The sequence below is a fragment of the Candidatus Viadribacter manganicus genome, assembly GCF_001679665.1.
GTDB lineage: Bacteria > Pseudomonadota > Alphaproteobacteria > Caulobacterales > Aquidulcibacteraceae > Vitreimonas > Vitreimonas manganica.
In genome coordinates, this window is sequence record NZ_CP013244.1 from 3,579,187 (window position 1) to 3,601,978 (window position 22,792).

At 60.6% G+C, this 22,792-nt stretch carries 21 protein-coding genes and 2 tRNA genes; 12 read left to right on the forward strand and 11 right to left on the reverse strand.

The features are described 5' to 3' along the window. Positions 1-57: 57 nt before the first annotated feature. A complete protein-coding gene (trmFO, locus tag ATE48_RS18390) occupies positions 58-1,449 on the reverse strand; it encodes a methylenetetrahydrofolate--tRNA-(uracil(54)-C(5))-methyltransferase (FADH(2)-oxidizing) TrmFO (RefSeq protein ID WP_066775385.1) in 1,392 nt (463 codons plus the stop codon). Between the two features lie 88 nt (positions 1,450-1,537). Here trmFO and ATE48_RS18395 point away from each other — a divergent pair, with 88 nt between their 5' ends. Together ATE48_RS18395 and ATE48_RS18400 are read left to right on the forward strand one after the other, a co-directional pair. Continuing rightward, complete coding sequence (locus ATE48_RS18395) at positions 1,538-2,401, forward strand: hypothetical protein (RefSeq protein ID WP_066774131.1); 864 nt, start codon at positions 1,538-1,540, stop codon at positions 2,399-2,401. A 42-nt stretch (positions 2,402-2,443) separates the two neighbouring features. Then, positions 2,444-3,778 (forward strand): MATE family efflux transporter, encoded by a 1,335-nt coding sequence (locus tag ATE48_RS18400; RefSeq protein ID WP_066774133.1) that lies wholly within the window; start codon positions 2,444-2,446, stop codon positions 3,776-3,778. Here the strand turns inward: ATE48_RS18400 and ATE48_RS18405 are convergent. Continuing rightward, entirely contained in the window at positions 3,775-4,665 is an 891-nt protein-coding gene (locus tag ATE48_RS18405; RefSeq protein WP_066774135.1) for a cobalamin biosynthesis protein CbiG, read from the reverse strand. The genes ATE48_RS18400 and ATE48_RS18405 overlap by 4 nt on opposite strands. 1 nt (position 4,666) lies before the next feature. Next, positions 4,667-5,665 (reverse strand): NADP-dependent oxidoreductase, encoded by a 999-nt coding sequence (locus ATE48_RS18410; RefSeq protein WP_066774137.1) that lies wholly within the window; start codon positions 5,663-5,665, stop codon positions 4,667-4,669. A gap of 166 nt (positions 5,666-5,831) precedes the next feature. Here ATE48_RS18410 and gltX point away from each other — a divergent pair, with 166 nt between their 5' ends. Together gltX and bioB are read left to right on the forward strand one after the other, a co-directional pair. Beyond that, complete coding sequence (gene gltX / locus ATE48_RS18415) at positions 5,832-7,169, forward strand: glutamate--tRNA ligase (RefSeq protein WP_066774139.1); 1,338 nt, start codon at positions 5,832-5,834, stop codon at positions 7,167-7,169. Further along, a complete protein-coding gene (gene bioB / locus ATE48_RS18420; RefSeq protein WP_066774141.1) occupies positions 7,166-8,116 on the forward strand; it encodes a biotin synthase BioB in 951 nt (316 codons plus the stop codon). The genes gltX and bioB overlap by 4 nt, the downstream gene beginning before the upstream one ends. On the opposite strand, the gene ATE48_RS18425 is transcribed toward bioB, so the two are convergent. The 3 genes from ATE48_RS18425 to ATE48_RS18435 are packed head-to-tail and all read right to left on the reverse strand — an operon-like array spanning position 8,113 to position 9,823. After that, positions 8,113-8,703: a hypothetical protein gene (locus tag ATE48_RS18425; RefSeq protein WP_066774143.1), complete on the reverse strand. Its 591-nt coding sequence runs from the start codon at positions 8,701-8,703 to the stop codon at positions 8,113-8,115. The two genes, bioB and ATE48_RS18425, sit on opposite strands and share 4 nt — an antisense overlap. Next, complete coding sequence (locus tag ATE48_RS18430; protein WP_066774145.1) at positions 8,696-9,217, reverse strand: RNA polymerase sigma factor; 522 nt, start codon at positions 9,215-9,217, stop codon at positions 8,696-8,698. The genes ATE48_RS18425 and ATE48_RS18430 overlap by 8 nt, the downstream gene beginning before the upstream one ends. 30 nt (positions 9,218-9,247) lie before the next feature. Continuing rightward, entirely contained in the window at positions 9,248-9,823 is a 576-nt protein-coding gene (locus ATE48_RS18435) for an LOG family protein (RefSeq protein ID WP_228126705.1), read from the reverse strand. An 84-nt stretch (positions 9,824-9,907) separates the two neighbouring features. Here ATE48_RS18435 and ATE48_RS18440 point away from each other — a divergent pair, with 84 nt between their 5' ends. Both ATE48_RS18440 and ATE48_RS18445 read left to right on the forward strand, forming a co-directional pair. Then, positions 9,908-11,743, forward strand: a complete 1,836-nt coding sequence (locus tag ATE48_RS18440; protein WP_066774149.1) for an ABCB family ABC transporter ATP-binding protein/permease — start codon at positions 9,908-9,910, stop codon at positions 11,741-11,743. Between the two features lie 116 nt (positions 11,744-11,859). Then, positions 11,860-12,054, forward strand: coding sequence for a hypothetical protein (locus tag ATE48_RS18445; RefSeq protein WP_066774151.1), 195 nt, complete (start codon positions 11,860-11,862; stop codon positions 12,052-12,054). Between the two features lie 2 nt (positions 12,055-12,056). On the opposite strand, the gene ATE48_RS18450 is transcribed toward ATE48_RS18445, so the two are convergent. Together ATE48_RS18450 and ATE48_RS18455 are read right to left on the reverse strand one after the other, a co-directional pair. Next, complete coding sequence (locus ATE48_RS18450) at positions 12,057-12,470, reverse strand: hypothetical protein (protein ID WP_066774153.1); 414 nt, start codon at positions 12,468-12,470, stop codon at positions 12,057-12,059. Then, positions 12,467-14,104 (reverse strand): phytoene desaturase family protein, encoded by a 1,638-nt coding sequence (locus ATE48_RS18455; RefSeq protein ID WP_066774155.1) that lies wholly within the window; start codon positions 14,102-14,104, stop codon positions 12,467-12,469. The genes ATE48_RS18450 and ATE48_RS18455 overlap by 4 nt, the downstream gene beginning before the upstream one ends. Before the next feature lie 92 nt (positions 14,105-14,196). Between ATE48_RS18455 and ATE48_RS18460 the strand changes: the two genes are divergently transcribed. Further along, a complete protein-coding gene (locus ATE48_RS18460) occupies positions 14,197-14,634 on the forward strand; it encodes a nuclear transport factor 2 family protein (RefSeq protein WP_066774158.1) in 438 nt (145 codons plus the stop codon). Between the two features lie 71 nt (positions 14,635-14,705). Here ATE48_RS18460 and ATE48_RS18465 read toward each other — a convergent pair. Together ATE48_RS18465 and ATE48_RS18470 are read right to left on the reverse strand one after the other, a co-directional pair. Then, positions 14,706-14,780, reverse strand: a tRNA-Asn gene (locus ATE48_RS18465). Positions 14,781-15,066: 286 nt separating this feature from the next. Then, positions 15,067-15,140: transfer RNA gene (locus ATE48_RS18470), tRNA-Cys, on the reverse strand. Between the two features lie 81 nt (positions 15,141-15,221). Here ATE48_RS18470 and ATE48_RS18475 point away from each other — a divergent pair. The 5 genes from ATE48_RS18475 to ATE48_RS18495 all read left to right on the forward strand — a co-directional run bounded on the left by ATE48_RS18475 (position 15,222) and on the right by ATE48_RS18495 (position 21,198). Continuing rightward, a complete protein-coding gene (locus tag ATE48_RS18475) occupies positions 15,222-15,941 on the forward strand; it encodes an extensin-like domain-containing protein (RefSeq protein WP_083197460.1) in 720 nt (239 codons plus the stop codon). An 85-nt stretch (positions 15,942-16,026) separates the two neighbouring features. Then, on the forward strand, positions 16,027-16,677 hold the full coding sequence (locus ATE48_RS18480) for a protein-L-isoaspartate O-methyltransferase family protein (protein ID WP_066774159.1): 651 nt from the start codon (positions 16,027-16,029) through the stop codon (positions 16,675-16,677). A gap of 194 nt (positions 16,678-16,871) precedes the next feature. Further along, a complete protein-coding gene (locus tag ATE48_RS18485; protein WP_066774161.1) occupies positions 16,872-17,381 on the forward strand; it encodes a DUF2497 domain-containing protein in 510 nt (169 codons plus the stop codon). Between the two features lie 134 nt (positions 17,382-17,515). Then, the gene (locus ATE48_RS18490) at positions 17,516-20,239 is read left to right on the forward strand and encodes a valine--tRNA ligase (protein ID WP_066774162.1); all 2,724 of its coding nucleotides are present in this window, start codon (positions 17,516-17,518) and stop codon (positions 20,237-20,239) included. Continuing rightward, a complete protein-coding gene (locus ATE48_RS18495; protein ID WP_066774163.1) occupies positions 20,239-21,198 on the forward strand; it encodes an NAD-dependent epimerase/dehydratase family protein in 960 nt (319 codons plus the stop codon). Before ATE48_RS18490 ends, ATE48_RS18495 begins: the two co-directional genes overlap by 1 nt. Here ATE48_RS18495 and ATE48_RS18500 read toward each other — a convergent pair. After that, the gene (locus ATE48_RS18500; RefSeq protein ID WP_066775390.1) at positions 21,195-22,724 is read right to left on the reverse strand and encodes a carboxylesterase/lipase family protein; all 1,530 of its coding nucleotides are present in this window, start codon (positions 22,722-22,724) and stop codon (positions 21,195-21,197) included. The two genes, ATE48_RS18495 and ATE48_RS18500, sit on opposite strands and share 4 nt — an antisense overlap. Positions 22,725-22,792 lie beyond the last annotated feature (68 nt).

Consider the following 22,792-nt stretch of genomic DNA (forward strand, 5'->3'; position numbering starts at 1 on the left):
GTCCGTTCGGACTGGAGCTATTGAATATTGGCGCTGTGACAGCACGAGAGAGTGGCGTCATGCCGCGTTTGAATGCTGCCAGGCTTGTAAGTCAGTCAGTGCGCGCTCGGCCAGCGCTAGTTTCTTCGCGCGGCCGCGGTCTTCGCCTTTCAGCTTTTTACCGTCGGGGCCATGCGTGGGTGCGGCGATTTCCGGAAAGAGACCGAAGTTCACATTCATTGGCTGAAAGGAGTTCTTGCCGTCGCTGACGTGCCCGCCACTGACGTGTGCGATCAGCGCGCCGAACGCTGTCGTTGCAGGCGGCGCCTCAATCGGACGGCCCAAACGCTCGGCGGCGGCAAATCGCCCAGCCATCATGCCCATGGCGGCGCTTTCAACGTAGCCTTCAACACCTGTGACTTGCCCTGCGAAGCGCACGCGTGGTTCGGCGCGCAGGCGCAGCGTGCCATCGAGCAGCTTGGGTGAATTCAGGAACGTGTTGCGGTGGATGCCGCCAAGGCGCGCGAAGCGAGCGTTCTGAAGCCCTGGGATCATGCGGAAGATTTCTTCCTGAGCGCCGTATTTCAGCTTGGTCTGGAAGCCCACGATGTTGAAGAGCGTGCCGAGCTTGTTGTCTTGGCGCAACTGCACAACAGCATGCGGGCGCTTACCGACCCGTGCATCCATCAATCCCACCGGCTTCATGGGCCCAAACCGCAGGGTTTCCGGGCCGCGCTCGGCCATGACTTCGATGGGAAGGCAGCCTTCGAAGTATGGCGTGTTCTTTTCCCACTCTTTGAACTCGGTCTTTGCGCCGCTGTTCAGCGCGGCGATGAATGCCGTGTACTGCGCCTCGTCCATCGGGCAATTCACATAAGCGGCTTTGTCGCCGCCGGGGCCTTCCTTGTCGTATCGGGACTGCTTCCAGGCGATGTCAAAGTCGATCGAGTCCGCATGCACGATCGGCGCAATCGCGTCGAAGAAGGCGAGTGAATCTTCGCCGGTGAGATTGCGGATCGAGTCCGCGAGCGCTGGCGATGTGAGCGGGCCGGTTGCGAAGATGACCTTTTCGGCCTCGCTCGTGAGGAGTGCTTCGAGGGATTTTACTTCGCCGCGCTCGATGGTGATCAGTGGGTGGTTTTCAAGCGCGGTTGTGACCGCGTTGCTGAACACGTCGCGGTCAACAGCCAGAGCACTGCCCGCTGGCACCTGCGCCGGCGCGGCGCTCGCCATCACGAGTGAATCCAGGCGGCGCATTTCTTCGTGGAGCAGGCCGACCGCATTGCCGCGCCAATCATCCGAGCGGAAAGAGTTCGAGCACACGAGTTCCGCGAATTTTTCTGTGTGATGCGCGTCGGTTTTCACGATTGGGCGCATTTCGTGCAAGACGACTGGGACAGTGGCGCTTGCGAGCGCCCATGCGGCTTCCGAGCCAGCAAGGCCGCCGCCGACAACATGGACAGGTTTCATGGCGCTCACATGCCGCGCCCAGGCGCGCGCTTCAAGCTCGCAGGCGCCCTCAAATCCAGGCATAAGCGCCGCCACAGGAGATTCAGCCATGCCGGCAGGGGCAGTTCCCGTCCGTGAGAGCGTAGGTGCGGCGTTGCGGTTCGTCCGCGAAAATCTGCGTTTCATCGCAACCGTTGCGCTGATCTACGCGGTGGCTTCGACACTGATCGCGGGGCTTGCGCTTAGCGTGCCGCAACTCGGCGTGCTCACCATGGTGGCGAATGGCCTCGTGCAGGCGTTTTGCTATGGCGCGTTGACTGCGGGCGCGTTGTTTGGCGTCGATACTGTCCGATCACGATGGACCAAGGACGGATGGCGCGTTTGGTCGTCCATGGTCGTGGTCGGCTTTTTCATGTTCATCGTGATGGTGGTCATCACCATTCCCGTCACAATCGCCCTCGTGGCTGGACCGCTTGGCGCTTATGCGACGGATCTGCAGGCCGCTGGTTCGGATGAAGCGGCCGTGATGCAGATCATGATGCGGTTCTTTACGGAAAACCCCGTTGCGGTGCTGATCACCATCTTGTTCTATTTTGCCGTTTGGCTGTTGCTCACGTCGCGGCTCTATCTTGCGGCGCCGGCAAGTGTCGAAGCAGGGCGCGTGCTCACGTTCGACACTTGGAACTGGACCAAGGGCGCGATGGTGCGCATCACGTGGGCGCGCTTCATGTTGCTGGTTCCAGCGTATGTGTTGATGTTTGCGCTTACGGCGCTGCTTGGGCGCGTATTTGGATTCAACGTTCTCGATGGCGCCTCAATGCAGGCGGCGGTCGCCGCCAATCCAATCGGCATTGTCATCTTTGAGTTTGTGACTTCATTCATCGTGTTGGGGTTATATGCCTCACTCGAGGCAGGGCTTTCGGCGTACCTTTATCGCGGTTTGAAGCCCGCAAGCGCGCCGCCTGCCGCGTAAGTCTCGACCGACTCGCGCGCCTCGGCTAAGGCGTGCGTCCCCATGACCGCCACCCGATCTTTCGTCGTGCCGTTGTTGCGTATTGCCGGACCTGTGGCGCTCGCGCGCCTGGGCATTATCGGCATGGCTCTGGTCGATACGATCGTTGTTGGGCAGCTCGCGCCTGACGAACTCCCTCACCAAGCTCTCGGATGGGCGCCGACGGCGGTGTTTCTCGTGGCTGCTATTGGTTTGTTGCAAGGGGTGCAGGTACTCGCTGCGCGCTCGATCGGAGAGGGCAATAAGAAGGGAGCAGGTGTTGCGCTCCGTCGCGGGCTTATCGTCGGCTTGATAGCAGGCGTTCTGTCGGCGATCGCGATGTGGGTGGCAGGGGAGCGGTTGTTCACCGTGTTCGGCATTGAGGCGCACCTGGCGGGTCCGTCCACGCCGGTGATGAACATTCTCGCGCTCTCGATACCGCTGCATCTGCTCTACATCGCCGGCACTTATTTTTTGGAAGCGATCAAGAAGCCGGGAATCTCAACGGCGGTCATGTGGATTGCGAATGCAGTGAACCTCGGCTTGAACTTGTGGTGGGTGCCCGAGCATGGCGCGGAAGGTTCAGCTTGGGCGACCGTTGGCGCACGCGTGTTTCTCGCCGGTGCGCTGCTCATTTGTATCTATCTGCTGCGTGACGGCGTCGCGTTTGGTGTGCGCAAAAGTAAGGACGCGAAGGGGCCTAGCTATGGCGGCCTGCTCGCGGTGGGCGCTGCCGCCGCCGTGAGCCAAGCTGTCGAAGCTGGAGCGTTTTCGGCGATGACGGTGATTGCCGGACGGATTGGCGCAGAGGTGGTCGCCGCGTATCAGATCATGCTCAATCTAATGGCCCTCGTGTTCATGATTGCGCTTGGCCTTGCGGCTGCGACGGCGGTGCTGGTGAGCGAAGCGATCGGAAGGCAGGCGCCCCATGACGCCGCGCGCGCCGGCTGGACAGGTGTGGGGCTGAACGCGATCGGTATGCTGATCGCAGCCGTGCTTATCCTCGCATTTGCTGGACCGATCGGGCGCGCCTACACGGCCGATCTCACGCTCTCGGCGTTGATTGCGTCCTTGATGTGGGTCGCGGCGATGGTGCTGTTGCCTGACGGCACGCAGGTGGTCAGCGCATCGGCATTGCGCGCACGAAGCGACAACTGGTTTCCGACCTTCAGCCATATTCTGGCCTATGCGGTCGTGATGCCCGTCGTCGGCTATTGGCTCGCGGAGCATCAGGGCATGGGTGTCGCCGGCTTATTGTTCGCAATCTTCTGGTCGAGCGTGCTCAGTGCGGCAGTCTTGCTGGCGCGCTGGTGGGCGATTGCAAATCGGCCCGTTAAAGCGGTCGTGTCAGCCGCCTAGGCGCTCGCGCCGAGAATCCAACCTTCTTCGTGCTCAACGATCTCGCGACGCGGATCATCTTTGGCTGGGCCGAAGATGGCGCCGAGCTGAAACTTTTCGTCCAGCGCGTTGAAGCGCTCGCACGCACCGCGCACTTGGGCCTGATCTTTGATCTCACCGGCATTTGGCTTTGCGGCGTAGAGTGAGGGATAGATTTCAGCGAACACCGCGTCGACATCTACAACGTCTCCAGGCGTAAGCGCCTTCCAGCCGGTTTCAAATGGCCAGACTTTTAAGGCGCGCGCATCGCGCAGACGCTTCACGACCGGCAAGCCCGTGAGCGCCTGACCGCCGACCGACCCTTGATAATAGAGCTTCCAAATTGATGAGGCGCCCTTAGCCGCCTCATCCGCGTAGCGCAGTTCCGGTAGATCGCCGGGGCCATGTTCACGAGGACGTTTCGCTGAAAGCATCGTTTGTTCATCGCGGGCCGGGGCGCCCCAGAATGGAAACGCCTCGCCGGTCATCAACCGATTCATCTTCGCGCCAACTTGAAACCGGTTGTTGGTGTTGTCCGGCTTGTCCTTCACTTCCTTCGCGGCGAAATCCATGAGCGCACGCCAGGGTTCGCCGCCGAGTTTCAGCGCCGCTGCCGTGCCGCGCGGAAAGCCCATTGGAAAATCGAAACCTACGAGGACGCGCTCGCCCTTGCGCTTGAGGTCATCAAGGATGCTGTTCAGAAGTTTTTCGGCTTCAGCGCGCGTCGCGGGGTTGTGCGCGTCAAACGCCATCTGAAAGCGAACATTGCGTTTAAGCACGCCGATCCAGACCGAGTCCGGACCGGTTGTCGGCTTGGAAGCAGCGCTCCAGTCGACCATCACGTACGCTTGAAAAAGTCTTTGGTTCATATCAGCCGAGTTTTACGAGCATCTTTCCCGTGTTTCCTCCGCTGAAGAGGTTGAGAAACGCTTTCGGTGCGTTCTCTACCCCATTCTCGACGGTTTCCTCCGCCTTAATCTTACCGTCGCGAACCCAACCGCCCATCTCGGTATAGAATTGCTCGCGCATGTCGGCGAAGTCGGAAACGATGAAGCCCTGCATCTTGATGCGCTTGCCGACGATATAGCTCATGTTGCGCGGGCCGGGTGCGGGTTCTTTGTCGTTATAGATGGAGATCATGCCGCATTCGATGAAGCGCGCGAACGGTCGCGCGACGTCAAGGGCGACTTCCAGATGTTCACCGCCGACATTGTCGAAGTAGATGTCGATGCCCTTAGGTGCGGCGGCGCGAACGTTTTCGAGCAAGTTGCCCTTCTTGTAATTTACGCCGGCATCGACGCCGACGCTCTTTAGCCACGCAAGCTTTTCATCTGAGCCAGCCGAGGCAATCACGGTGCATCCGCGCAGCTTCGCAATCTGGCAAACCGCCGAGCCGACAGCGCCCGCAGCGCCGGAGACGAATACGGTGTCGCCAGCCTTGGGTTCGCCAATACGGTGGAAGCTGGTGTAGGCGGTCATGCCGGGCATGCCGAGCACGCCAAGATACGCCTGCGGCGGCACGCCCCCTGGAAGCTTGTTGAGCGCTGATCCGGAGGCAACGAAAGCCTCGCGCCATCCATTCATGCTCTCGACGAGATCGCCAACCGCGAATTTCGGATCGTTCGACTGCACGACAGTACCGACCGCGCCGCCTTGGAGTGCTTGGCCGATTTGAAAAGGCGGTACGTAGCTCGGGCGATCGTACATACGCCCGCGCATGTACGGGTCGACGGACATCCATTGGTTGCGCACCAAAACTTCACCTGGCCCGGGGTCGGCGACGTCCACTGTCGCGACTTCAAAATTCGACGCTTCCGGCATCCCAACCGGACGGCTTTTCAAACGGATCTCGCGCGACTTGGTCGCCATGGTGGTTGCTCCTGAAAGGATAGGGCGACCATATCCGAAAACATCCTCCGGCCAAGGCGTCACACGTCCATAAGCCAAGACTCTGGTCAGGATTGCCGCGTGCGGCTGGACAGGGCAGGGCGGCGCGCCGCATAACCCCGGCCTTCCCGCAACGAGACCTAACGTAATGTCCATTCGCCTCCGTTTCGCGCCGTCCCCCACCGGACGCATCCATGTTGGCAACGTCCGCACGGCGTTGATGAATTGGCTGTTCGCGATCCCGCAGGGTGGACAAGTGCTCTTGCGGATCGATGACACCGATCTTGCTCGCTCGACCAAGGAGTATGAGCAAAGCATCGAGGACGATTTGAAGTGGCTTGGGCTCCATTGGCAGGAGCGCGCCAACCAATCGCATCGTTTTGAGGCTTACGAAAAAGCCGCCGCCGCGCTGAAAGGGGCAGGGCTCCTTTATCCCGCTTACGAGACCGAAGAAGAACTCGACCGCAAGCGCAAGATCGCACAAGCGACCGGTAAGCCACCGGTCTACGATCGCGCTGCGCTGAAGCTCAGCGCGGACGATCGAGCAAAACTTGAAGCGGAAGGACGCAAGCCGCACTGGCGTTTCAAGCTTTCCGGCGCCCGCAAGGAGTGGAACGACCTCGTGCGCGGGCACGTCTCGATCGACACTGCCTCGCTCAGCGACCCAGTATTGATCCGTGAAGACGGCGCATTTCTCTACACGCTGCCGAGTGTCGTGGACGATATCGACTTCAAGATCACCCACATCGTCCGCGGCGAGGACCACGTAACGAATTCCGGCGTTCAGATCGAAATCTTCGAAGCGCTCGGTGGCCCTGTTCCCTTGTTCGGGCACTTCCCGCTTTTGGTGGGCGCCGACGGCAACGCGCTCTCGAAACGGATTGGTTCGCTCGGTGTCGGAGAACTCGCCGCTGAAGGTTATGAGCCGATGACGGTGCTCTCGCATCTCGCGAAGATTGGCACCTCTGACCCGGTTGAAGCGCGCGCGTCGCTCGAGGTTCTGGCGTCCGAGTTTGATTTCGCCAAGATCGGCCGGGCGCCGGCGCGGTTTGATCCGGAAGATTTGAAGCGCGTGAACGCGCAGCTGCTCCATCAGTACGACTACGCCAAAGTCAAAGATCGCTTGGTGAAGCTCGAGGCTGATCGTGGAGAAGCGTTTTGGAACGCCATTCGCGCGAACATTCAGCTGCTGCCTGAAGTGCGTCAGTGGGCGCATATTGTTGACGGGCCTATCGAGCCCTTCGTGCCGGATGCAGCGTTTGCCGCTGCTGCCGCCGAAGTCTTGCCGAAGGGCGATTATGATGCGTCAAGCTGGCAATCGTTCACCAACGCTGTGAAGGAAAAGACCGGCGCAAAGGGCAAGGCGCTCTTCATGCCGCTTCGCCAAGCACTCACGGGGCTGGATCACGGACCCGAGATGGCAGCGTTGTTCCCGCTGATTGGTGAAGAGCGCGCGCGCAAGCGGTTGCTTGGGCAGACAGCGTGAGTTTCGACGCGTTGCCCGCGCGACATGACTGGACGCGTGACGAAGTGGAGGCGCTGTTCGCGCTCCCGCTAAGTGATCTTATCTTGCGTGCGCAGGCGGCTTTGCGCGCTCACCACGATCCAGCGCACGTTCAGCGCTCGCGGCTCCTCAATATCAAGACCGGGGGGTGTGCGGAGAATTGCGGTTATTGCAGTCAGTCCGCGTACTTTCCAACCGGCCTCAAAGCCTCGAAACTAATGGATTGCGAGGATGTGGTCGCTGTCGCCGCGCGCGCGAAGGCCGAGGGAGCGGAGCGCTTTTGTATGGGCGCCGCATGGCGCGAACTTAAGGACCGCGATCTTCCGGCGATTGCCGAGATGGTCAAAGGTGTGAAGGCGCTTGGGCTAGAAACATGCATGACGTTAGGCATGCTGAGTCAAGCGCAAGCGGACGCGCTCGGCGAAGCAGGCCTAGATTACTATAACCACAACCTGGACACCGGGCCCGAATATTACCCCTCCGTTGTCTCGACGCGCACCTATCGGGAGCGTCTCGATACAATCGAATACGTGCGCCATGCCGGTGTGAAAGTCTGTTGCGGCGGCATTTTGGGCATGGGGGAGCGGCATCAGGATCGCGCCGATTTGATCGTCGAGCTTGCAAAGCTGCGTCCGCACCCGGAATCTATACCTATCAATCAGTTGGTGCCGATCGCTGGCACGCCACTCAGTGGCGCGCCGCCTGTCGATGGCTTGGATTTCGTTCGCTGGATTGCGGTGGCTCGCATCGTGTTTCCGGAGGCCTACGTGCGCCTTGCCGCCGGTCGCGATCAGATGAGCCAGGAATTGCAGGCCATGTGCTTGCTGGCCGGTGCAAACTCCATCTTCGTAGGCGATAAGTTGCTGACGACGCCGCTTCCCGGTGAAGCACGTGACCGTGCGCTTCTGAATCAAATCGAGCGCGGTTAGTCCTCGCATACTTTATCTAGCGCCCCGATCTCCGCATCCAGCTTCTTTACCGCCAAAGAATTGAGCCACCCGACCGCGGCGAACACGGCGGCGATCAAGCCGCAGCCGGTCAAGAACACGGCGAGCTTCGCAGGCAAGGGCGCCGGGTTCGCTTCCGTGAACGAAACGCCAGCCAGAAACACAGCCATGCCGGGAATAAATGGGGCGAGATACCAGCCCCACACCGTGCGTAACGCTTCGCGTTGGCGCGCCAGCTGCGAACGGTGAAACACGACCCAGCTTTGAGCACCCGCTTCCAACTCGGCCCGCGTGGCGGTTCGACCTTGCCGGTGAAGTTGCCAGCATACGTAAAGCGCACCCGCCGCAATCAGCGCTGCGCCAACTTGCACGATGAATTCCGGCACAGTGAACGCTGTCCAAACGAAGAATGTCACCACGAACGCGGCGGCGAGATATTCGATGATGTTGCGCGTACGAATGCGCGTCTGAAAGCGCTGAGCGTGAGCGTGTACGTCGGCCAACGACATGGCGAAAGGATCCTGCGTTTGCTGCGTCCACAGCTTTTGAAAGGGATCGTGATCAGACATTGGCGGTCTCTTGGAACAAGCGGGCCAGGTGCGTCTTCAAGCGCGATACGCGCGTCGCGACGGCGCCAGCTGAAAGCCCTGTGATTTCGGCAATCGAAGCGGCGTCGAGCCCTTCGAGGTATAGTGTAATGATCTGTCGATCGGGCGGTCCAAGCCTGCGGATGATCGCGTTGAGCCGCGAGAGCGCCTCGCTTTCCTCCACCTCTGCCGACAGGTTTTGTGCGGAAGGCAAATGCTCGATGTCTTCCAGTGGCACGAACGGGGCCCGCGTCCGCTGCTCACGGTCTACGTGCGATGCCGCGACGTTGTGCGCGACCCGGTAAACCCAGGTGCGCACGGAGCAGCGTCCATCGAAGGACGCGAAGCTTCGCCATAGGGCGACGTGCATATCTTGGAGGAGATCTCGCCGTCGCTCCGGGTTCGCCTCGGTTGCCGACGCCAGACGTTGAAGCGCGCGGCCATGCGCGACGGTGGCTTCTAGATAACGAGCGTCCTGATCGGGCGAGGGCCTCATGACTGGATAGTCTAGCGGTCCCGGAATTTCTTACACGGCTGCTTTAACGCCAAGCGCGCTTAGGCATTCCGCAACAGAGTGGGCGTCGATGACGCCATCCCGGAAGGAAGCTGGGGTCAGGTTCGCCTCCACCGTGTGATCCATCAGCATAAAGAATGGTGTCCAGAAGCCGTCTTCCGAGAGGAAGATGATGGGCTTCTTGTGCAGGTCGAGCCGGCGCCACGACAGCATCTCGACGGCTTCTTCGAGCGTGCCGATGCCGCCCGGGAGCACGACGAACGCGTCACTCTCCTCGAACATGATGTGCTTGCGCTCATGCATGGTGTCGACCATGCGGTGCGGCACGGCCTCGTAGGTGATTTCGCGGCGTTCAAGAAAGCGCGGCATGATGCCTAGCACCTCGCCGCCGGCTTCGTGCGCCGCCTTGGCCACGCGACCCATAAGTCCAACGGCGCCGCCCCCGTAGACCAAGCGAATGCCAAGCCCTGCCAAAGTCGCGCCGAAGCGGGAGGCCAGATCTAGGTATTCGGGCTTGGTCGTATTGGAGGAACCGCAATAGACGCACACGGAGCGGACTGCGGGACCGGGGGAGCTGGAATCAGCCATGGGCATTGAACAGACTTAGCCAATGAAGCGGCATTGCGGGGAAATTTCCCCGTCACTAAGTGGTGCCTTCAAGGATTGTTCCAAATGGCGCGTGGTGAAGGCAGGACAGTGTCTAAGGCGGAGCCGGCCGCCGACGTGGCGCCGCCGCTGACGCGAACCATTTCACAATTACTCACTCTTATCGGTGGTTTGCATGAGCGCGGGGTGCGCCTGCGCCTGGCGGTTGCGTTTGCTCTCACGCTGGTGAGCAAGGTCCTAGCGGTCGTTTCGCCCCTGGTACTTGCGGACGGCATCAACGCGCTTGCTGGTGGTGATGCGTCAGGTGCGCTTTCGACGTTCCTGGGGCTCGCTGGCTTTTGGGCAGCGCTTCGTTTTGCTTCCACTGCCGGCCCGCAGGTTCGCGACGCAATCTTTCAGCCAGTGAGTGAAGAGGCGCAGCGGCGCGCTGGCGCCCGCGTGTTCACGCACGTTCACAACCTTTCTGTCCGGTTCCACCAGTCCAAACGAACCGGCGCCGTTTATCGCACAATTGAGCGCGGCATCCGCGCCATCGACTTTTTGCTGCGCTTCCTGGCGTTCAACATCGCGCCCACCGTGATCGAACTGCTGCTCGCTGCCGGCGTGCTTGGATTCAAATACGGCTGGATGTTCTCGGTCATCGCGGCTGGCACGGTCATTATTTATGCCTGGGCGACATTCGGTGTGACCGAATGGCGATTGAAGCACCGCCGTGAAATGAACGAGGCGGACACTGAAGCCGCAGGGCGCGCGGTAGACTCTCTCCTAAACTTCGAAACGGTGAAGAGCTTCGCCGCTGAGCAGCGCGAAAGCGAGCGTTATGATCGCGCCCTGTCATCGTACGCGAATGCGGCGGTGAAGGCCTATACCTCGCTCGTCATGCTCAACATCGTCCAAGGTGTGATCATGACCTTGGGCTTGCTGGCGATGGTTGTTGGAGCCGGTTGGCTCGTCGCCCGTGGATCGATGGGACCTGGCGACATCACTGCCGTGATCCTGATTATGACCAACCTCTACGCGCCGCTGAACATTTTGGGTTTTGCTTATCGCGAGATCAAGCAAACCAGCATCGACATGGAAAAGATGTTCATGCTGCTCGATGAGGCGCCGGATGTCGCCGATGCGCCGGGCGCGAGCGTACTTACGGCGCGTGGCGGTTCGGTTGAGTTCGACAATGTGAGCTTTGCGCATGAAGGCCGCGACGTTGGCTTGGAGATGGTGAGCTTCACGGCGCCAGCGGGCAAGACGACGGCGATCGTTGGGCCGTCCGGCGCGGGCAAATCGACGGTCTTAAAGCTCCTTTATCGCTTCTACGACCCGAACGATGGCGCCGTTCGCATTGACGGTCAGAATTTGAAGGACGTGACGCAAAGATCGTTGCGCGGCGCGCTGGGTTTGGTGCCGCAGGATGTTGTGCTGTTTAACGATACGATCCGCTACAATATCGCGTACGGAAAGCCGGAAGCGACACAGGCTGAACTCGACGAAGCAGCGCGGAGCGCGCAGCTCTTAGAGTTCATCGAGGCGCTACCGAATGGCTGGGACACGCGCGTTGGTGAGCGCGGATTGAAGTTGAGCGGCGGCGAGAAACAGCGTGTCGGCATCGCGCGCGTCGTGCTGAAGGATCCCGCTATATTGATCCTGGATGAGGCGACGAGTTCGCTGGATTCCGCGACCGAGCATGAGGTGCAGGCAGCTCTCGAAGCAGCGTCGCGTGGGCGCACCACCCTGGTTGTCGCGCACAGGCTCAGCACGATTGCAGACGCCGATCAGATCGTCGTTCTTGATGCTGGCCGGATCGTCGAGCGCGGGACGCATTCGGCGCTCATAGCCAAGGATGGTCTCTATGCGAGCCTCTGGAGGCGCCAGGCGGAGGAGCCTGAGACGGTGGCTGCGGAATAGGCGCAGCTGGCTCTACCCTAGCGTGCAGTGTTTCGAATCTGGGTAACACCGAATACGCAATTCACCGCGGTTCTGATAACTTTCATTTACCTTTTCACGCCAATTCTTGGCGCGTCATGCAGCCCGAAAACACGATCATTAATTGCGGATGCGGCGCTTGTTATGAGCGCGAAGTGCGCGTGTTGCCGATCAAGGACATTGGTCTGTTCGAGTGCACAGATTGCGGCGCGCGTCTTGAGATATGGAGTGGGCGCAGCGTGCCCGTATTCAAGCGCATCAAAAGCGAAGCCGCGCAAAAACGAAGCGCCTGATCTCATTCGGTAAGAAACGCGCCGACGTTCAGCACAATTGTGCAGTCGTAAGCTTGCGCGGTTGTCCGCCGGCAGAAGTCGACAAAGGATGGGTTTTCTCGGATCGTAGACGTGAAGCGCCACATCACGCCTTCAGCCTCATATTGCGAACCGATCTGCGTGCTCCAGTTCGCAAGCCCTTCGAAAAAGCGCTGAGCCACAGCGCCGGTGCAGTGAAACCTTAAAACATTCGCCTCGCGATCATAGCTGTTGGCGCCAGCCGCTTGGCTGATGCAGTCGGCATAGAAGCGAGATTGCGCCGGGGCCGGTGCTCCTGGGGCTATAACAAGTGTTGGTGCTCCGCTGGGGGCTTCAGGGCTGGTAGCGCAAGCGGCCAATGTAAACGCAGCCAAAATAGCGACGATGCCATACCTCATTTCACCGCTCCGTTGCGGAAGTCGCGCTTCACGACCTGTGCTGCATTGTGCCCCGGCGCGCCGGTGACACCGCCGCCGGGATGGGTGCCCGAGCCGCACATATAGAGGCCCTTGATTGGCGCGCGATAATCGCCGTGGCCGAGGACGGGCCGGGCGCTGAACAATTGGTCCAGCGATAGGGCGCCGTGCATGATGTCGCCGGCGACGAGCCCGAACGTGCGCTCCAAATCCAGCGGCGACATGATCTGGCGACCGAGGACGCTCGCTTTGAATCCTGGGGCGTATTTGTCGACGGTTGCGATCATGAGGTCCGCGACTTCATCGCGATGGTCGTCCCACGAACGACCGCCGGAGAGTTCCGGCTGCACGTGCTGGCAGAAAAGCGACGCCACGTGCTTGCCGGGCGGCGCGAGTGAATCGTCCAGAGTGGACGGGATCAGCATTTCGACAATCGGTTCGCGCGACCATCCATAGGCGCGCGCGTCATCATAGGCGCGTTCCATGTATTGCATCGATGGCGCGATAATGATTCCGGCGGTGAGGTGATCGCCCGGCTCCGGCTTGCAGATGAAGCGGGGCAACTCCGAGAGCGCCACGTTCATCCGGAAAGTGCCGGAGCCAACCTTGTAGCGCGTGATCCGCTCGCGGAAGTCCGCAGGCAAAGCGTCTTGCGGCACGAGCCTGCTGAACATGAGCTTGGGGTTGAGGTTTGAGATCACTGCGCGCGCGCGCAACGTCTCGCCATCCTCGGTCAGCACGCCGGCAGCGACGATTTCTTCGTCGACTGTTACACCACCCGCCCGCTTGGCGTTGCGATCGATGATGAGTTCCTTCACCGCTACGCCGGTGCGGATCTCGACACCGCGCTCACGGCAGCATGCGGCCATGGCTTGCGTGATGGCGCCCATGCCGCCGATAGCGTGCCCCCATAATCCCTTCTTGCCGTTTACTTCTCCGAAGACGTGGTGAAGCAAAACGTAGGCTGAGCCGGGCGTGTAGGGGCTCGCGAAGTTGCCGACGATGGAGTCAAAGCCGAAGAGCGCCTTGATCGGCGCGCTTTCGAACCACTCGTCCAGCCATTCGCCGGCGGATTTTGTGAAGAGATCGAGCAGGTCGCGCTTGCCGGTGATGTCGAGTTTGTTGAGCCGTCCTCCGAGAGCGGCGGCGCGCATGGCTTCCTCGACCCCGCGTACGAAGCCGTGCTCGACCAGATTAGGCGGCTGCTCCAACAAGAGCGCGCGGACGACATCGGCGATGATCTCAAGACGCCGCTCGTACTCCGCGAGTTGGGTTGCGTCGCGATTTGAGAACTTAGCAACCTCGGCTTGGGTGATGCCCGGCGCCGACATGAAATATTGATCGCCAGCGAGCGGCAAGAAGTTGGAGATTTTGCGCTCGACGACCTTCAGTCCGTGCCGATGCAGGTTAAGGTCTGCGATGACTTTGGGATTGAGCAAGGAGACCGTGTAGCTCGCGACAGAGTTGCGAAAGCCGGGGTGAAACTCTTCGGTGACCGCAGCGCCGCCAACCACGTCGCGCCGTTCGAGCACCAAAACCTTCAGGCCAGCGTCGGCGAGATATGCGGCGCAGGTCAGTCCGTTGTGACCACCGCCGATGATGATGACGTCGTGCATTTCGCCTCCCGCAGCCCTCATGCCCTGACGGCAGGCAAAGCGAAAGCCCATGCAACCTCGACGCTTTGTGTTGATCGGCTTAGGCTTGCTCGATGAGCGCCCTTACCAAACTCCATCCTAATGCCGCCGTGTCGCTGGAAAAGTGGCATGCCATGGTCGCAAGCAAGGACCTTGGCGAGCTGGATGCGATCCTTCATCCCGACGCCACATTTCGCTCGCCGATGGCGTTCAAGCCGTATCAATCGGCTCAAGCGGTGGCGTTGCTGCTTCGCACCGTTCTGACGGTGTTTGAGGATTTCGCTTATCATCGCCAATTGGCCTCAGAGGATGGATTGAGCGTGGTGCTCGAGTTCGGCGCGCGCGTTGGCGAGAAACGGATAAAGGGCATCGATCTGGTGCAGTTCGACGCAGACGGAAGAATTGTTGATTTTGAGGTGATGGTCCGCCCGTTCAACGGCTTACAGGCGTTGGGCGCCGAGATGGGCGCGCGGCTTGGTCATCTACTGCCGGCGTTCAAGCCAGGCGCTTAAGGCGCAAACAAAAGCCCGCTGCCTAAGAGGCTGCGGGCTGAGATAAAATCCAACCAACGAAGAAAAGAGAATGGCTCCCCGGGTAGGGTTCGAACCTACGACCATCCGATTAACAGTCGGATGCTCTACCACTGAGCTACCGAGGAACATTCTTTGCCCGGCCTGGGCCGAGCGAAGCGGGTCTCTATCAAAGTAGGCGCCGGGGGAAAAGACCCCAATCGCCTTCGAGAGGTATACGTCGTCACACCCTGCCAAAACGAAAACGAGGGCCCCTTGCGGGGCCCTCGAAGGCGTTGGGTATGGTGGGGTGTCTCCAAGGGAAGACACTGGTGACTATCGTCCTAACCGGTAAAGAACCGGTTAATGACAAACGCGGCGCTAACCAAGGCTGCCAAAGCGTTGATGTGTAGGGGATTTACCTGGGGATAAAGTTGGAGGCCTCGCCCGGAATTGAACCGGGGTACGCGGATTTGCAGTCCGCTGCGTCGCCACTCCGCCACGAGGCCTCAGTCCGCCGCTATATCCTCGCGACGGGGCGGCACTCCTAGGCGTCCGAACCGGAATCGGTCAAGGCGCTCACCCTCGCAATGCGCATTTTAGGCATCATCCCGCCGCCGTCGAAGGCTGAGCATGAGCGCGCCCGGATCTGGGCGGCGTCGGCGTTGGCCGCATTGGCGCTTTTGATGTTGATGCTGGTGATCGGCGCGCCGCCGCCGGAAGAGGCTGATCTCATGCCAGAGCCGCTAGGCGCCGCCCGGCTCGATGATTTTCAATCCGATATAGCGGCCTGCCGCGCAGCGCTTCATGGAGCGGGCTTTCAAACAGAGCGCATCGCCGACGTCAGCGAGGCGAACGGCTGCGGATATCGAAACGCTGTGGAACTCACCCGGTCGCTTCACCTCTATTCCGGGCCGGTGGCCAGCTCGTGTGCCTCTGCCGCCGCTTTGGTGCTGTGGGAGCGCGACGTCGTGAAGCCAGCTGCGATGCGCCATTACGGGCAAGATGTTGCGCGGATCGAGCTGGCTGCGCCCTCGTATCAGTGCCGCCGCATCGCCGGCCGCGGCGACAGACGTTTGAGTGAGCATGCGCATGCCAATGCAATGGACATAAGCGGGTTCACGCTGGCCAACGGCCGCACCGTTACGGTTTTGGCGGGGTGGCGCGGTCAGCAGCGGGATCGGCTTTTCTTGCGCGAGGTGCGCGACGGGGCCTGCGACTATTTCCAGGCGGTGCTCTCCCCCGACTACAATCGGGCCCACCGTGATCACCTTCATTTCGATCTCGGCCGTGACGACATGTGCCGCTAGCCGGCTGACTTAACCCCGCGTCAAAGCGGCCCGCTTGCGGGCGGACGCAGGGCGGCTTAACCGATGGCAAAGTTTGGAGCCCAAGATGGATTTCGCCCGCGCCCGCGATTTTATGGTCGAAAGCCAAGTTCGTCCGAGTGACGTGACCGACCCGCGTATCGTGCACGCCATGCGTACGCTGCCGCGCGAGCGATTTGTGCCGGCTGCGAAGCGAACCATCGCCTATGGCGATCTCGAGGTCGAAGTTGCGCCGGGCCGTGTGCTTTTGCGCGCGCGCGATCTTGCCAAGCTCATCCAGAACTTGGCCCCGAAGGCCAACGAGCGTGCACTCGAGATTGCCGGCGCCACGGGTTACGGAGCGGCGGTGCTCGCGTCCTGTTGCAAGGAAGTGATCACGCTCGATCCCAATCCGGATTTGTCATTCGCCGCGCAGGCGGCGCTAGAATCTGCTGGTGTCAGCAATGCGAAGACGGTGTCCACGGCTACGGTCGATGGGTGGGCTGATGAGGCGCCGTACGACGTCATCCTCTTGAACGGTTCGGCAGATTTCGTTCCTGAGGCATGGTTGAGCCAGCTTGCGCCGGGTGGACGCCTAGGTGTGATCGTGCGGCAAGGCGCTGCGGGAGCTGCGCGCATTTACACGCGCTCGGATGACGCCACAGCGTATCGCGTTGCGTTCGATGCTGCGCCGCCAGTTGCGCCTGGACTGACGAAGCCAGCGAGCTTCGCGTTCTGATCGCGCAACAACGTGTGCGCTAACGCGCACATTAACGTTCCCTTATTCGATAACCTAGAGCATGCGCGTAAGAGGGCGATTCTGATCGCCTGTGCGTGTGCATGCGACAGCGCGCTCAGGTGGACCCGAATCGTCAGCATCAATAACCTTTGAGCCGCAAGCGAATCGTTTGCGCAAATTTCGCGGGGCTGGAAATGGCGCTTCAAGACCAACAGGCCGAACCTTCAATGGAAGAGATTCTGGCGTCGATCCGCAGGATCATCTCCGAAGAAGAGCAGACGCCGAACGCTGCGCCAGTGCTCGATCTTACACAAACGGATGCGCCGGCGCCTGCGCCAGCTCCCGTTCAGCACGTCGCCCCGGCGCCGGATGACGACATCGTTTTCGAGGCGGTCGAGGAGACCGTCGCTCAAGAGGTAGCCTACGTGCCTGAAGTCACCACCGCGCCGCAGCCGCGTCCTGTTGTCGCCGAGCCGATCGCAGACACCATTCTCTCAAAGCCGACCACGACGGCGGCGGCTGGCTCGCTCGCGCGTCTCGCCGGTTCGCTGCGGATCGCCGATACGGCGGGTCAGACCGTCGAGGGCGTGGTTCGCGAATTGCTGAAGCCGATGCTGAAGGAATGGCTGGACCAAAACCTGGCCGCCATCGTCGAGGCCCGCGTCGAGGCCGAACTCGAGCGTATTGCCCGCATGTCGCGCTAGGACGCGATATTTCCGATTAAACGAACGCCCCGGGTCAAACCGGGGCGTTTTCTTTCGGGCAGAGGCCAAACGGAGTGTGCATCTGCGAGATCGCATCTCGCCCAGGACGGCGCCGCCCTGCTATATGCTCGAAAATGATCGAGACGACGTTCAATCCGAAAGAAGTGGAGCCCCGCTGGTCCAAGGCGTGGGAGGATTCCGGGGCCTTCAAGCCAAAAGCCGATCCGAAGGCAGATCCGTTCTGCATCGTCATACCGCCGCCGAACGTCACGGGCTCTCTGCACATCGGGCACGCGCTGAACAACACGCTCCAGGACGTGCTCGTTCGCTTTGAGCGACTGCGTGGCAAAAGTGTGCTTTGGCAGCCCGGCACCGATCACGCCGGCATCGCAACCCAGATGGTGGTTGAACGTCAATTGGCCCAGTCCGGCGCGAACGAAGATCGCCGTTCGCTTGGCCGCGAAGAATTTCTGAAGCGCGTTTGGTCGTGGAAGGAAGAAAGCGGCGGCGCAATTCTTAATCAGCTGCGCCGCCTCGGCGCCTCATGTGATTGGTCACGTGAGCGCTTTACGATGGATGAAGGCCTCTCGCAGGCCGTGCTCAAGGTTTTCGTTCAACTTTACAAAGAGGGGCTGATCTACAAAGACAAGCGCCTCGTGAACTGGGATCCGCATTTCGAAACCGCGATCTCCGATCTCGAAGTTGAGAACCGGGAGGTGCAGGGGCACTTCTGGCATTTCAAGTATCCGCTTGAGAACGGCGAGACTTACGAATTTCCAATCGCCTTCGATGAGGAGGGCAAGCCTACGGAATGGGAAACCCGCAACTACATCGCGATTGCCACGACGCGTCCTGAAACGATGCTCGGCGACGGCGCGGTGGCGGTGCACCCAAGCGATGCGCGTTACGCGCCAATCGTCGGCAAGCGCGTGCTGTTGCCCTTGGCCGATCGCTACATTCCGATCATCGTGGACGAGTATCCGGACCCGGACTTCGGCTCTGGCGCGGTGAAGATTACCGGCGCGCACGATTTCAACGACTATCAAGTCGCGCGCCGCAACAACATCCCGCTCTACATCCTGATGGATACCAAGGGCCGCATGGCGGACGCCGAGCACGTGCCCGCGAAGTACCGCGGACTTGATCGCTTCGAGGCGCGAAAGCAGGTCGTCGAGGACATCGAAGCCATCGGCCTGCTCGATCGCATCGAGAACAAGAAGATCATGCAGCCGTTCGGCGACCGATCGGGCGTCGTGATCGAGCCGATGCTCACCGACCAATGGTATGTGAATGCGGGCGAGTTGGCGAAAGATGCGATCGCTGCCGTCGAAACCGGCAAAACCAAGTTCGTGCCGGAAGCGTGGACGAAGACGTATTACCAATGGATGCGCAACATCGAGCCGTGGTGCGTCTCGCGCCAACTCTGGTGGGGACATCGGATTCCTGCATGGTATGGGCCGGACGGTCACACCTTCGTTGAGCAAAGCGGCGACGCCGCCAAGAGCGCAGCGCGAAAGCACTATGGCAAGGACGTGCCGCTTCGCCAGGATGAAGACGTCCTAGACACATGGTTCTCGTCAGGGCTCTGGCCCTTCTCGACACTTGGCTGGCCGCAGAACACGTCGGAGCTGAAGAAGTTCTACCCGACCTCAACGCTCGTCACAGCGCACGACATCATCTTCTTCTGGGTCGCGCGGATGATGATGCTCGGCATGCACTTCATGAAGGAAGTGCCGTTCAACGAAGTCTACATCCACGCTCTGGTCCGTGACGCCAAGGGTCAGAAGATGTCGAAGTCCAAGGGTAACACCATGGATCCTCTCGACCTGATCGATAAGTTCGGCGCAGACGCTCTGCGCTTCACTTTGGCGGCGATGGCGGCGCAAGGACGCGACATCAAGCTCAGCGAACAGCGCATTGAAGGCTACCGCAACTTCGGCACCAAGCTTTGGAATGCCTCGCGCTTCGCCCAGATGAACGAATGCGCGGTCTGGGACGAATACGATCCGCGCTCTCCCGAGCAAACGGTCAACAAATGGATCGTCGGCGAGACGGCAAAGGCCGCCGCTGCGGTGACGCGTGAACTTGAGGCGCGGCGTTTCAACGAAGCGGCGGGCGCTCTCTATAAGTTCGTGTGGAACGTCTATTGCGATTGGTATTTGGAGTTCATCAAGCCGCTCCTCAACGGTGAGGCTGAAAAGGCCAAGATCGAAACGCGTCGCACGGCAGCGTGGGTGCTGGATCAGATCCTCATCATGCTGCACCCCTTCATGCCGTTCATTACTGAGGAATTGTGGACGCGGTTGGGTGAGTTTGGCGCCAAACGGAAAGGCATGCTGATTGTCGAGGCCTGGCCCAATCTGAGTGGTGATCTCATTGATCCCTCAGCCGAGGCAGAGATCGATTGGATGGTGCGCTTGATCGAGGAAACGCGTTCGACGCGTTCGGAGCTCAACGTTCCGGCCGGCGCCAAGATTCCATTGTTGTTGATCGGCGCCGATGCCCCATCGCAGACGCGGCTTGAGCGCTATCAGGATCTGATCGACCGCATGGCCCGCCTCGAATACTCGACCAGCGCAGACGCGGCGCCTAAAGGCTCGGTGACGTTTGTGATCGACGGTGCGACCGTGGCCTTGCCGCTCCAAGGCGTTGTCGACCTGCCCGCCGAAAGCGCTCGACTGACCAAGGAAATCGCCAAGTTGAATGGTGAGCTCTCCAAAATGGATGCGAAGCTGGGCAACGCTGATTTCATTGGCAAAGCGCCAGAAGAGGTCGTCGAAGAGTTGCGTGAGCGGCGTGAGGATGCGGCCGCGTCGGTCGCAAAACTCTCGCACGCCTTGAAGCAAATTTCCGCCTGATGCGTATCTTCGTCACCGGCGCTTCGGGTTTTGTCGGCGGCGCCGCGGCGAAACACTTTGCGGCGCGTGGGCATGATGTGCGGGCGATGTCGCGCTCAGAGGCCTCGGACGAGAAGATCCGGGCGCTCGGCGCGACACCCGTGCGTTGCGACCTTGCAGACGTGTCAGCGTCGCATCTCGATGGGGCTGACGCCGTGGTCCATTGCGCTGCCTTCGTTGAGCAGTGGGGTCCGATCGACGCTTGGAAGCGCTTCAATATTGATGGCACGGCGCACACTTTGAAGGCTGCGCGCGAGGCGGGTGCGAAGCGGTTCATTCATATCAGTACGGAAAGCGTGCTGTGGCGTGGACAACATCTGCGCGGCGTGGACGAAACCTACCCACGCGCGCCAAATTCGCCCTATCCGTACTCTTGGACCAAGGCGCGGGCTGAAGAACTTGTCGAGGCTGCAAACGCGCCGGCCTTTCTAACGATCATCTTGCGGCCACGCTTCATCTGGGGCCCGGGCGATACGACCTTGTTGCCGACGATCGAACGCATGATGAAAATCGGGCAGTGGATGTGGATCAACCACGGTCAGGCAAAGACCTCCACAACACACATTGCCAACCTCGTTCACGCGATTGAATTGGCGCTGACCAAAGGCAATGGCGGGCAGGCCTACTTCGTCCTCGACGATGGTGTGCGCACCATGAAGGAGATTATTTCCGCCATTGCCGCGACGCGCGGGATCAAGCTCCCTGATAAGAGCGTGCCATCGTGGCTTGCTGACACCATGGCGGGTGTCATGGAAGGCGCCTGGCGCACCTTCAATCTCAAGGGCGAGCCGCTCACGCGTTTCGGCGCGATGATCATGTCGCGCGATAGCGTGCTCATTGACGCGAAGGCGCGCCGCGAATTGGGCTATGCGCCGGTAATCTCCGTTGAGGAAGGTCTGCGCCAGCTTAGCGCCGCTTAGGCGCCCGGCTGCACGTAGGGTATCCGTGCGAAAAACTCGCGCTCCGCGCGGCGAGGGTCGTTCTGGATATTTGAGCGTTGATTAAAGATCATCGTTGCGCGTTGGGGCAGCGTGTAAGGCGCCCAGCCCGGCTCGCCTGTTCGTGCGAAGCGAATGAACGTGTCCATCATTGTGCGAGACATCGCTTCGCCGTCAGCTGTCCTTTCGCCGATATAATCGGATGCCTCAAGGTTTCCGAACACGAGCGGGATATCGAGAGTGTGTGGCGCGCCGAAGATCCCGCCCTCTGCTGGTGAACGCCAATCAAGCTGATAAGCGAAAGCCGGCGCCCCCGCGTGAGCTCGACCTTCGAGTTCAATCAAAGCACCGCGCCAGGAGCGTGCGGCCGTGGAAGCCGCAAAATAAACCTCGCTCGGCGAATAGTTTGGATAGAGCCGCCGATAAACGCGCACGACTTCTTCGGGCAGTACATCGACGCGCATGGCAGTGGCGAGACGCCGCGGAACGTCGTCCCAGGAAAGATTGAATATGGCGCGATCCGCGCCGACAAAACCGCGTGTCTCGTCATGCGTATTGCCGATCAGCATCGGAACGTGGAGCGATTGCGGGGCTGCGTCTGGGTAAAATGGATGCCGGCTGAGATGCCGCTCATCGAGCACGGGGCCGAAATAGACGCTGCCAAAGCCCAGCACGGGATCCGGCGTTTGAAGCGCTGCGACCAGTTGCGCAGCGGTGATCGCCACCAGTGTGCGCGCATTGGCTGCGGCGAGACCAAGGCCTTCTAGGTAGGCAGCTGTGCGCCGTGCGGCATTGAGCGGACCAGACGCCGTTACCTGCTGACCGCTCATCGTTGCAGCGCGATGAAAGAGCCCTCGGGCTGCAGGCATTGCCATCAATGTCGCGATCTTCGCACCGCCGCCGGACTGCCCAAACACCGTGACGCAAGAGGGATCGCCGCCGAAACGCCCGATGTTGTCGCGCACCCATTCGAGCGCGAGGATGAGATCGAGCTGACCAACATTGCCGCTGTCGGCAAAACCGTGCGCCGCAAGGTAGCAATAACCAAATGCGTTGATGCGGTGGTTGAGCGTCACGACGACGACATCGCCGTGTGCGCAGAGGCGTGCGCCATCGGTCAGCGCGCTTGAGCCTGACCCAGTGTTGTAGGCGCCGCCATGGATATAGACCATGACAGGGCGTGCGCCGCTGAGTGAGGGCGTCCACACATTCAGAAAAAGGCAGTCTTCGCTTTGTTGCTCGCTGTCCAGCCCGCGTTGCGGACAAGCAGGACCATAGGCGAGCGCATCGCGAATCCCGCGCCAAGGCCTAGGCGCCGACGGTGGTTGAAAGCGCTGTGTGGGCGCTCCGTAACGAATGCCTTTGAAGGTGAGCGTATCGCCCGTCCGCATGCCACGCACCCGTCCGTGACTCGTACGGGCGACGGGCGTCTCTTGCGCGCTCGCTGAGGAAGGCGTTGCCAGCGCCAGCCCGGCGCCGATGACGAGCCTACGATCAATCGTGTTCATGAACGCAGTTTCTCTCATTCACGGCAGCCATTGCAATCGGTGAGGCGCTTGCGCAAGGTTTGCTACAG

What these genes read in the sequence shown, in the direction of transcription:
- gltX (WP_066774139.1), top strand. Translation starts at nt 5,832, where the DNA reads ATGTCCATTCGCCTCCGTTTCGCGCCGTCCCCCACCGGACGCATCCAT.
- trmFO (WP_066775385.1), bottom strand. Translation starts at nt 1,449, where the DNA reads ATGAAACCTGTCCATGTTGTCGGCGGCGGCCTTGCTGGCTCGGAAGCC.
- ATE48_RS18450 (WP_066774153.1), bottom strand. Translation starts at nt 12,470, where the DNA reads ATGAGGTATGGCATCGTCGCTATTTTGGCTGCGTTTACATTGGCCGCT.
- ATE48_RS18455 (WP_066774155.1), bottom strand. Translation starts at nt 14,104, where the DNA reads ATGCACGACGTCATCATCATCGGCGGTGGTCACAACGGACTGACCTGC.
- ATE48_RS18460 (WP_066774158.1), top strand. Translation starts at nt 14,197, where the DNA reads ATGAGCGCCCTTACCAAACTCCATCCTAATGCCGCCGTGTCGCTGGAA.
- ATE48_RS18475 (WP_083197460.1), top strand. Translation starts at nt 15,222, where the DNA reads ATGCGCATTTTAGGCATCATCCCGCCGCCGTCGAAGGCTGAGCATGAG.
- ATE48_RS18430 (WP_066774145.1), bottom strand. Translation starts at nt 9,217, where the DNA reads ATGAGGCCCTCGCCCGATCAGGACGCTCGTTATCTAGAAGCCACCGTC.
- ATE48_RS18395 (WP_066774131.1), top strand. Translation starts at nt 1,538, where the DNA reads ATGCCGGCAGGGGCAGTTCCCGTCCGTGAGAGCGTAGGTGCGGCGTTG.
- ATE48_RS18400 (WP_066774133.1), top strand. Translation starts at nt 2,444, where the DNA reads ATGACCGCCACCCGATCTTTCGTCGTGCCGTTGTTGCGTATTGCCGGA.
- ATE48_RS18445 (WP_066774151.1), top strand. Translation starts at nt 11,860, where the DNA reads ATGCAGCCCGAAAACACGATCATTAATTGCGGATGCGGCGCTTGTTAT.
- ATE48_RS18405 (WP_066774135.1), bottom strand. Translation starts at nt 4,665, where the DNA reads ATGAACCAAAGACTTTTTCAAGCGTACGTGATGGTCGACTGGAGCGCT.
- ATE48_RS18490 (WP_066774162.1), top strand. Translation starts at nt 17,516, where the DNA reads ATGATCGAGACGACGTTCAATCCGAAAGAAGTGGAGCCCCGCTGGTCC.
- ATE48_RS18435 (WP_228126705.1), bottom strand. Translation starts at nt 9,823, where the DNA reads ATGGCTGATTCCAGCTCCCCCGGTCCCGCAGTCCGCTCCGTGTGCGTC.
- ATE48_RS18410 (WP_066774137.1), bottom strand. Translation starts at nt 5,665, where the DNA reads ATGGCGACCAAGTCGCGCGAGATCCGTTTGAAAAGCCGTCCGGTTGGG.
- ATE48_RS18440 (WP_066774149.1), top strand. Translation starts at nt 9,908, where the DNA reads ATGGCGCGTGGTGAAGGCAGGACAGTGTCTAAGGCGGAGCCGGCCGCC.
- ATE48_RS18495 (WP_066774163.1), top strand. Translation starts at nt 20,239, where the DNA reads ATGCGTATCTTCGTCACCGGCGCTTCGGGTTTTGTCGGCGGCGCCGCG.
- ATE48_RS18480 (WP_066774159.1), top strand. Translation starts at nt 16,027, where the DNA reads ATGGATTTCGCCCGCGCCCGCGATTTTATGGTCGAAAGCCAAGTTCGT.
- ATE48_RS18485 (WP_066774161.1), top strand. Translation starts at nt 16,872, where the DNA reads ATGGCGCTTCAAGACCAACAGGCCGAACCTTCAATGGAAGAGATTCTG.
- ATE48_RS18500 (WP_066775390.1), bottom strand. Translation starts at nt 22,724, where the DNA reads ATGAACACGATTGATCGTAGGCTCGTCATCGGCGCCGGGCTGGCGCTG.
- ATE48_RS18425 (WP_066774143.1), bottom strand. Translation starts at nt 8,703, where the DNA reads ATGTCTGATCACGATCCCTTTCAAAAGCTGTGGACGCAGCAAACGCAG.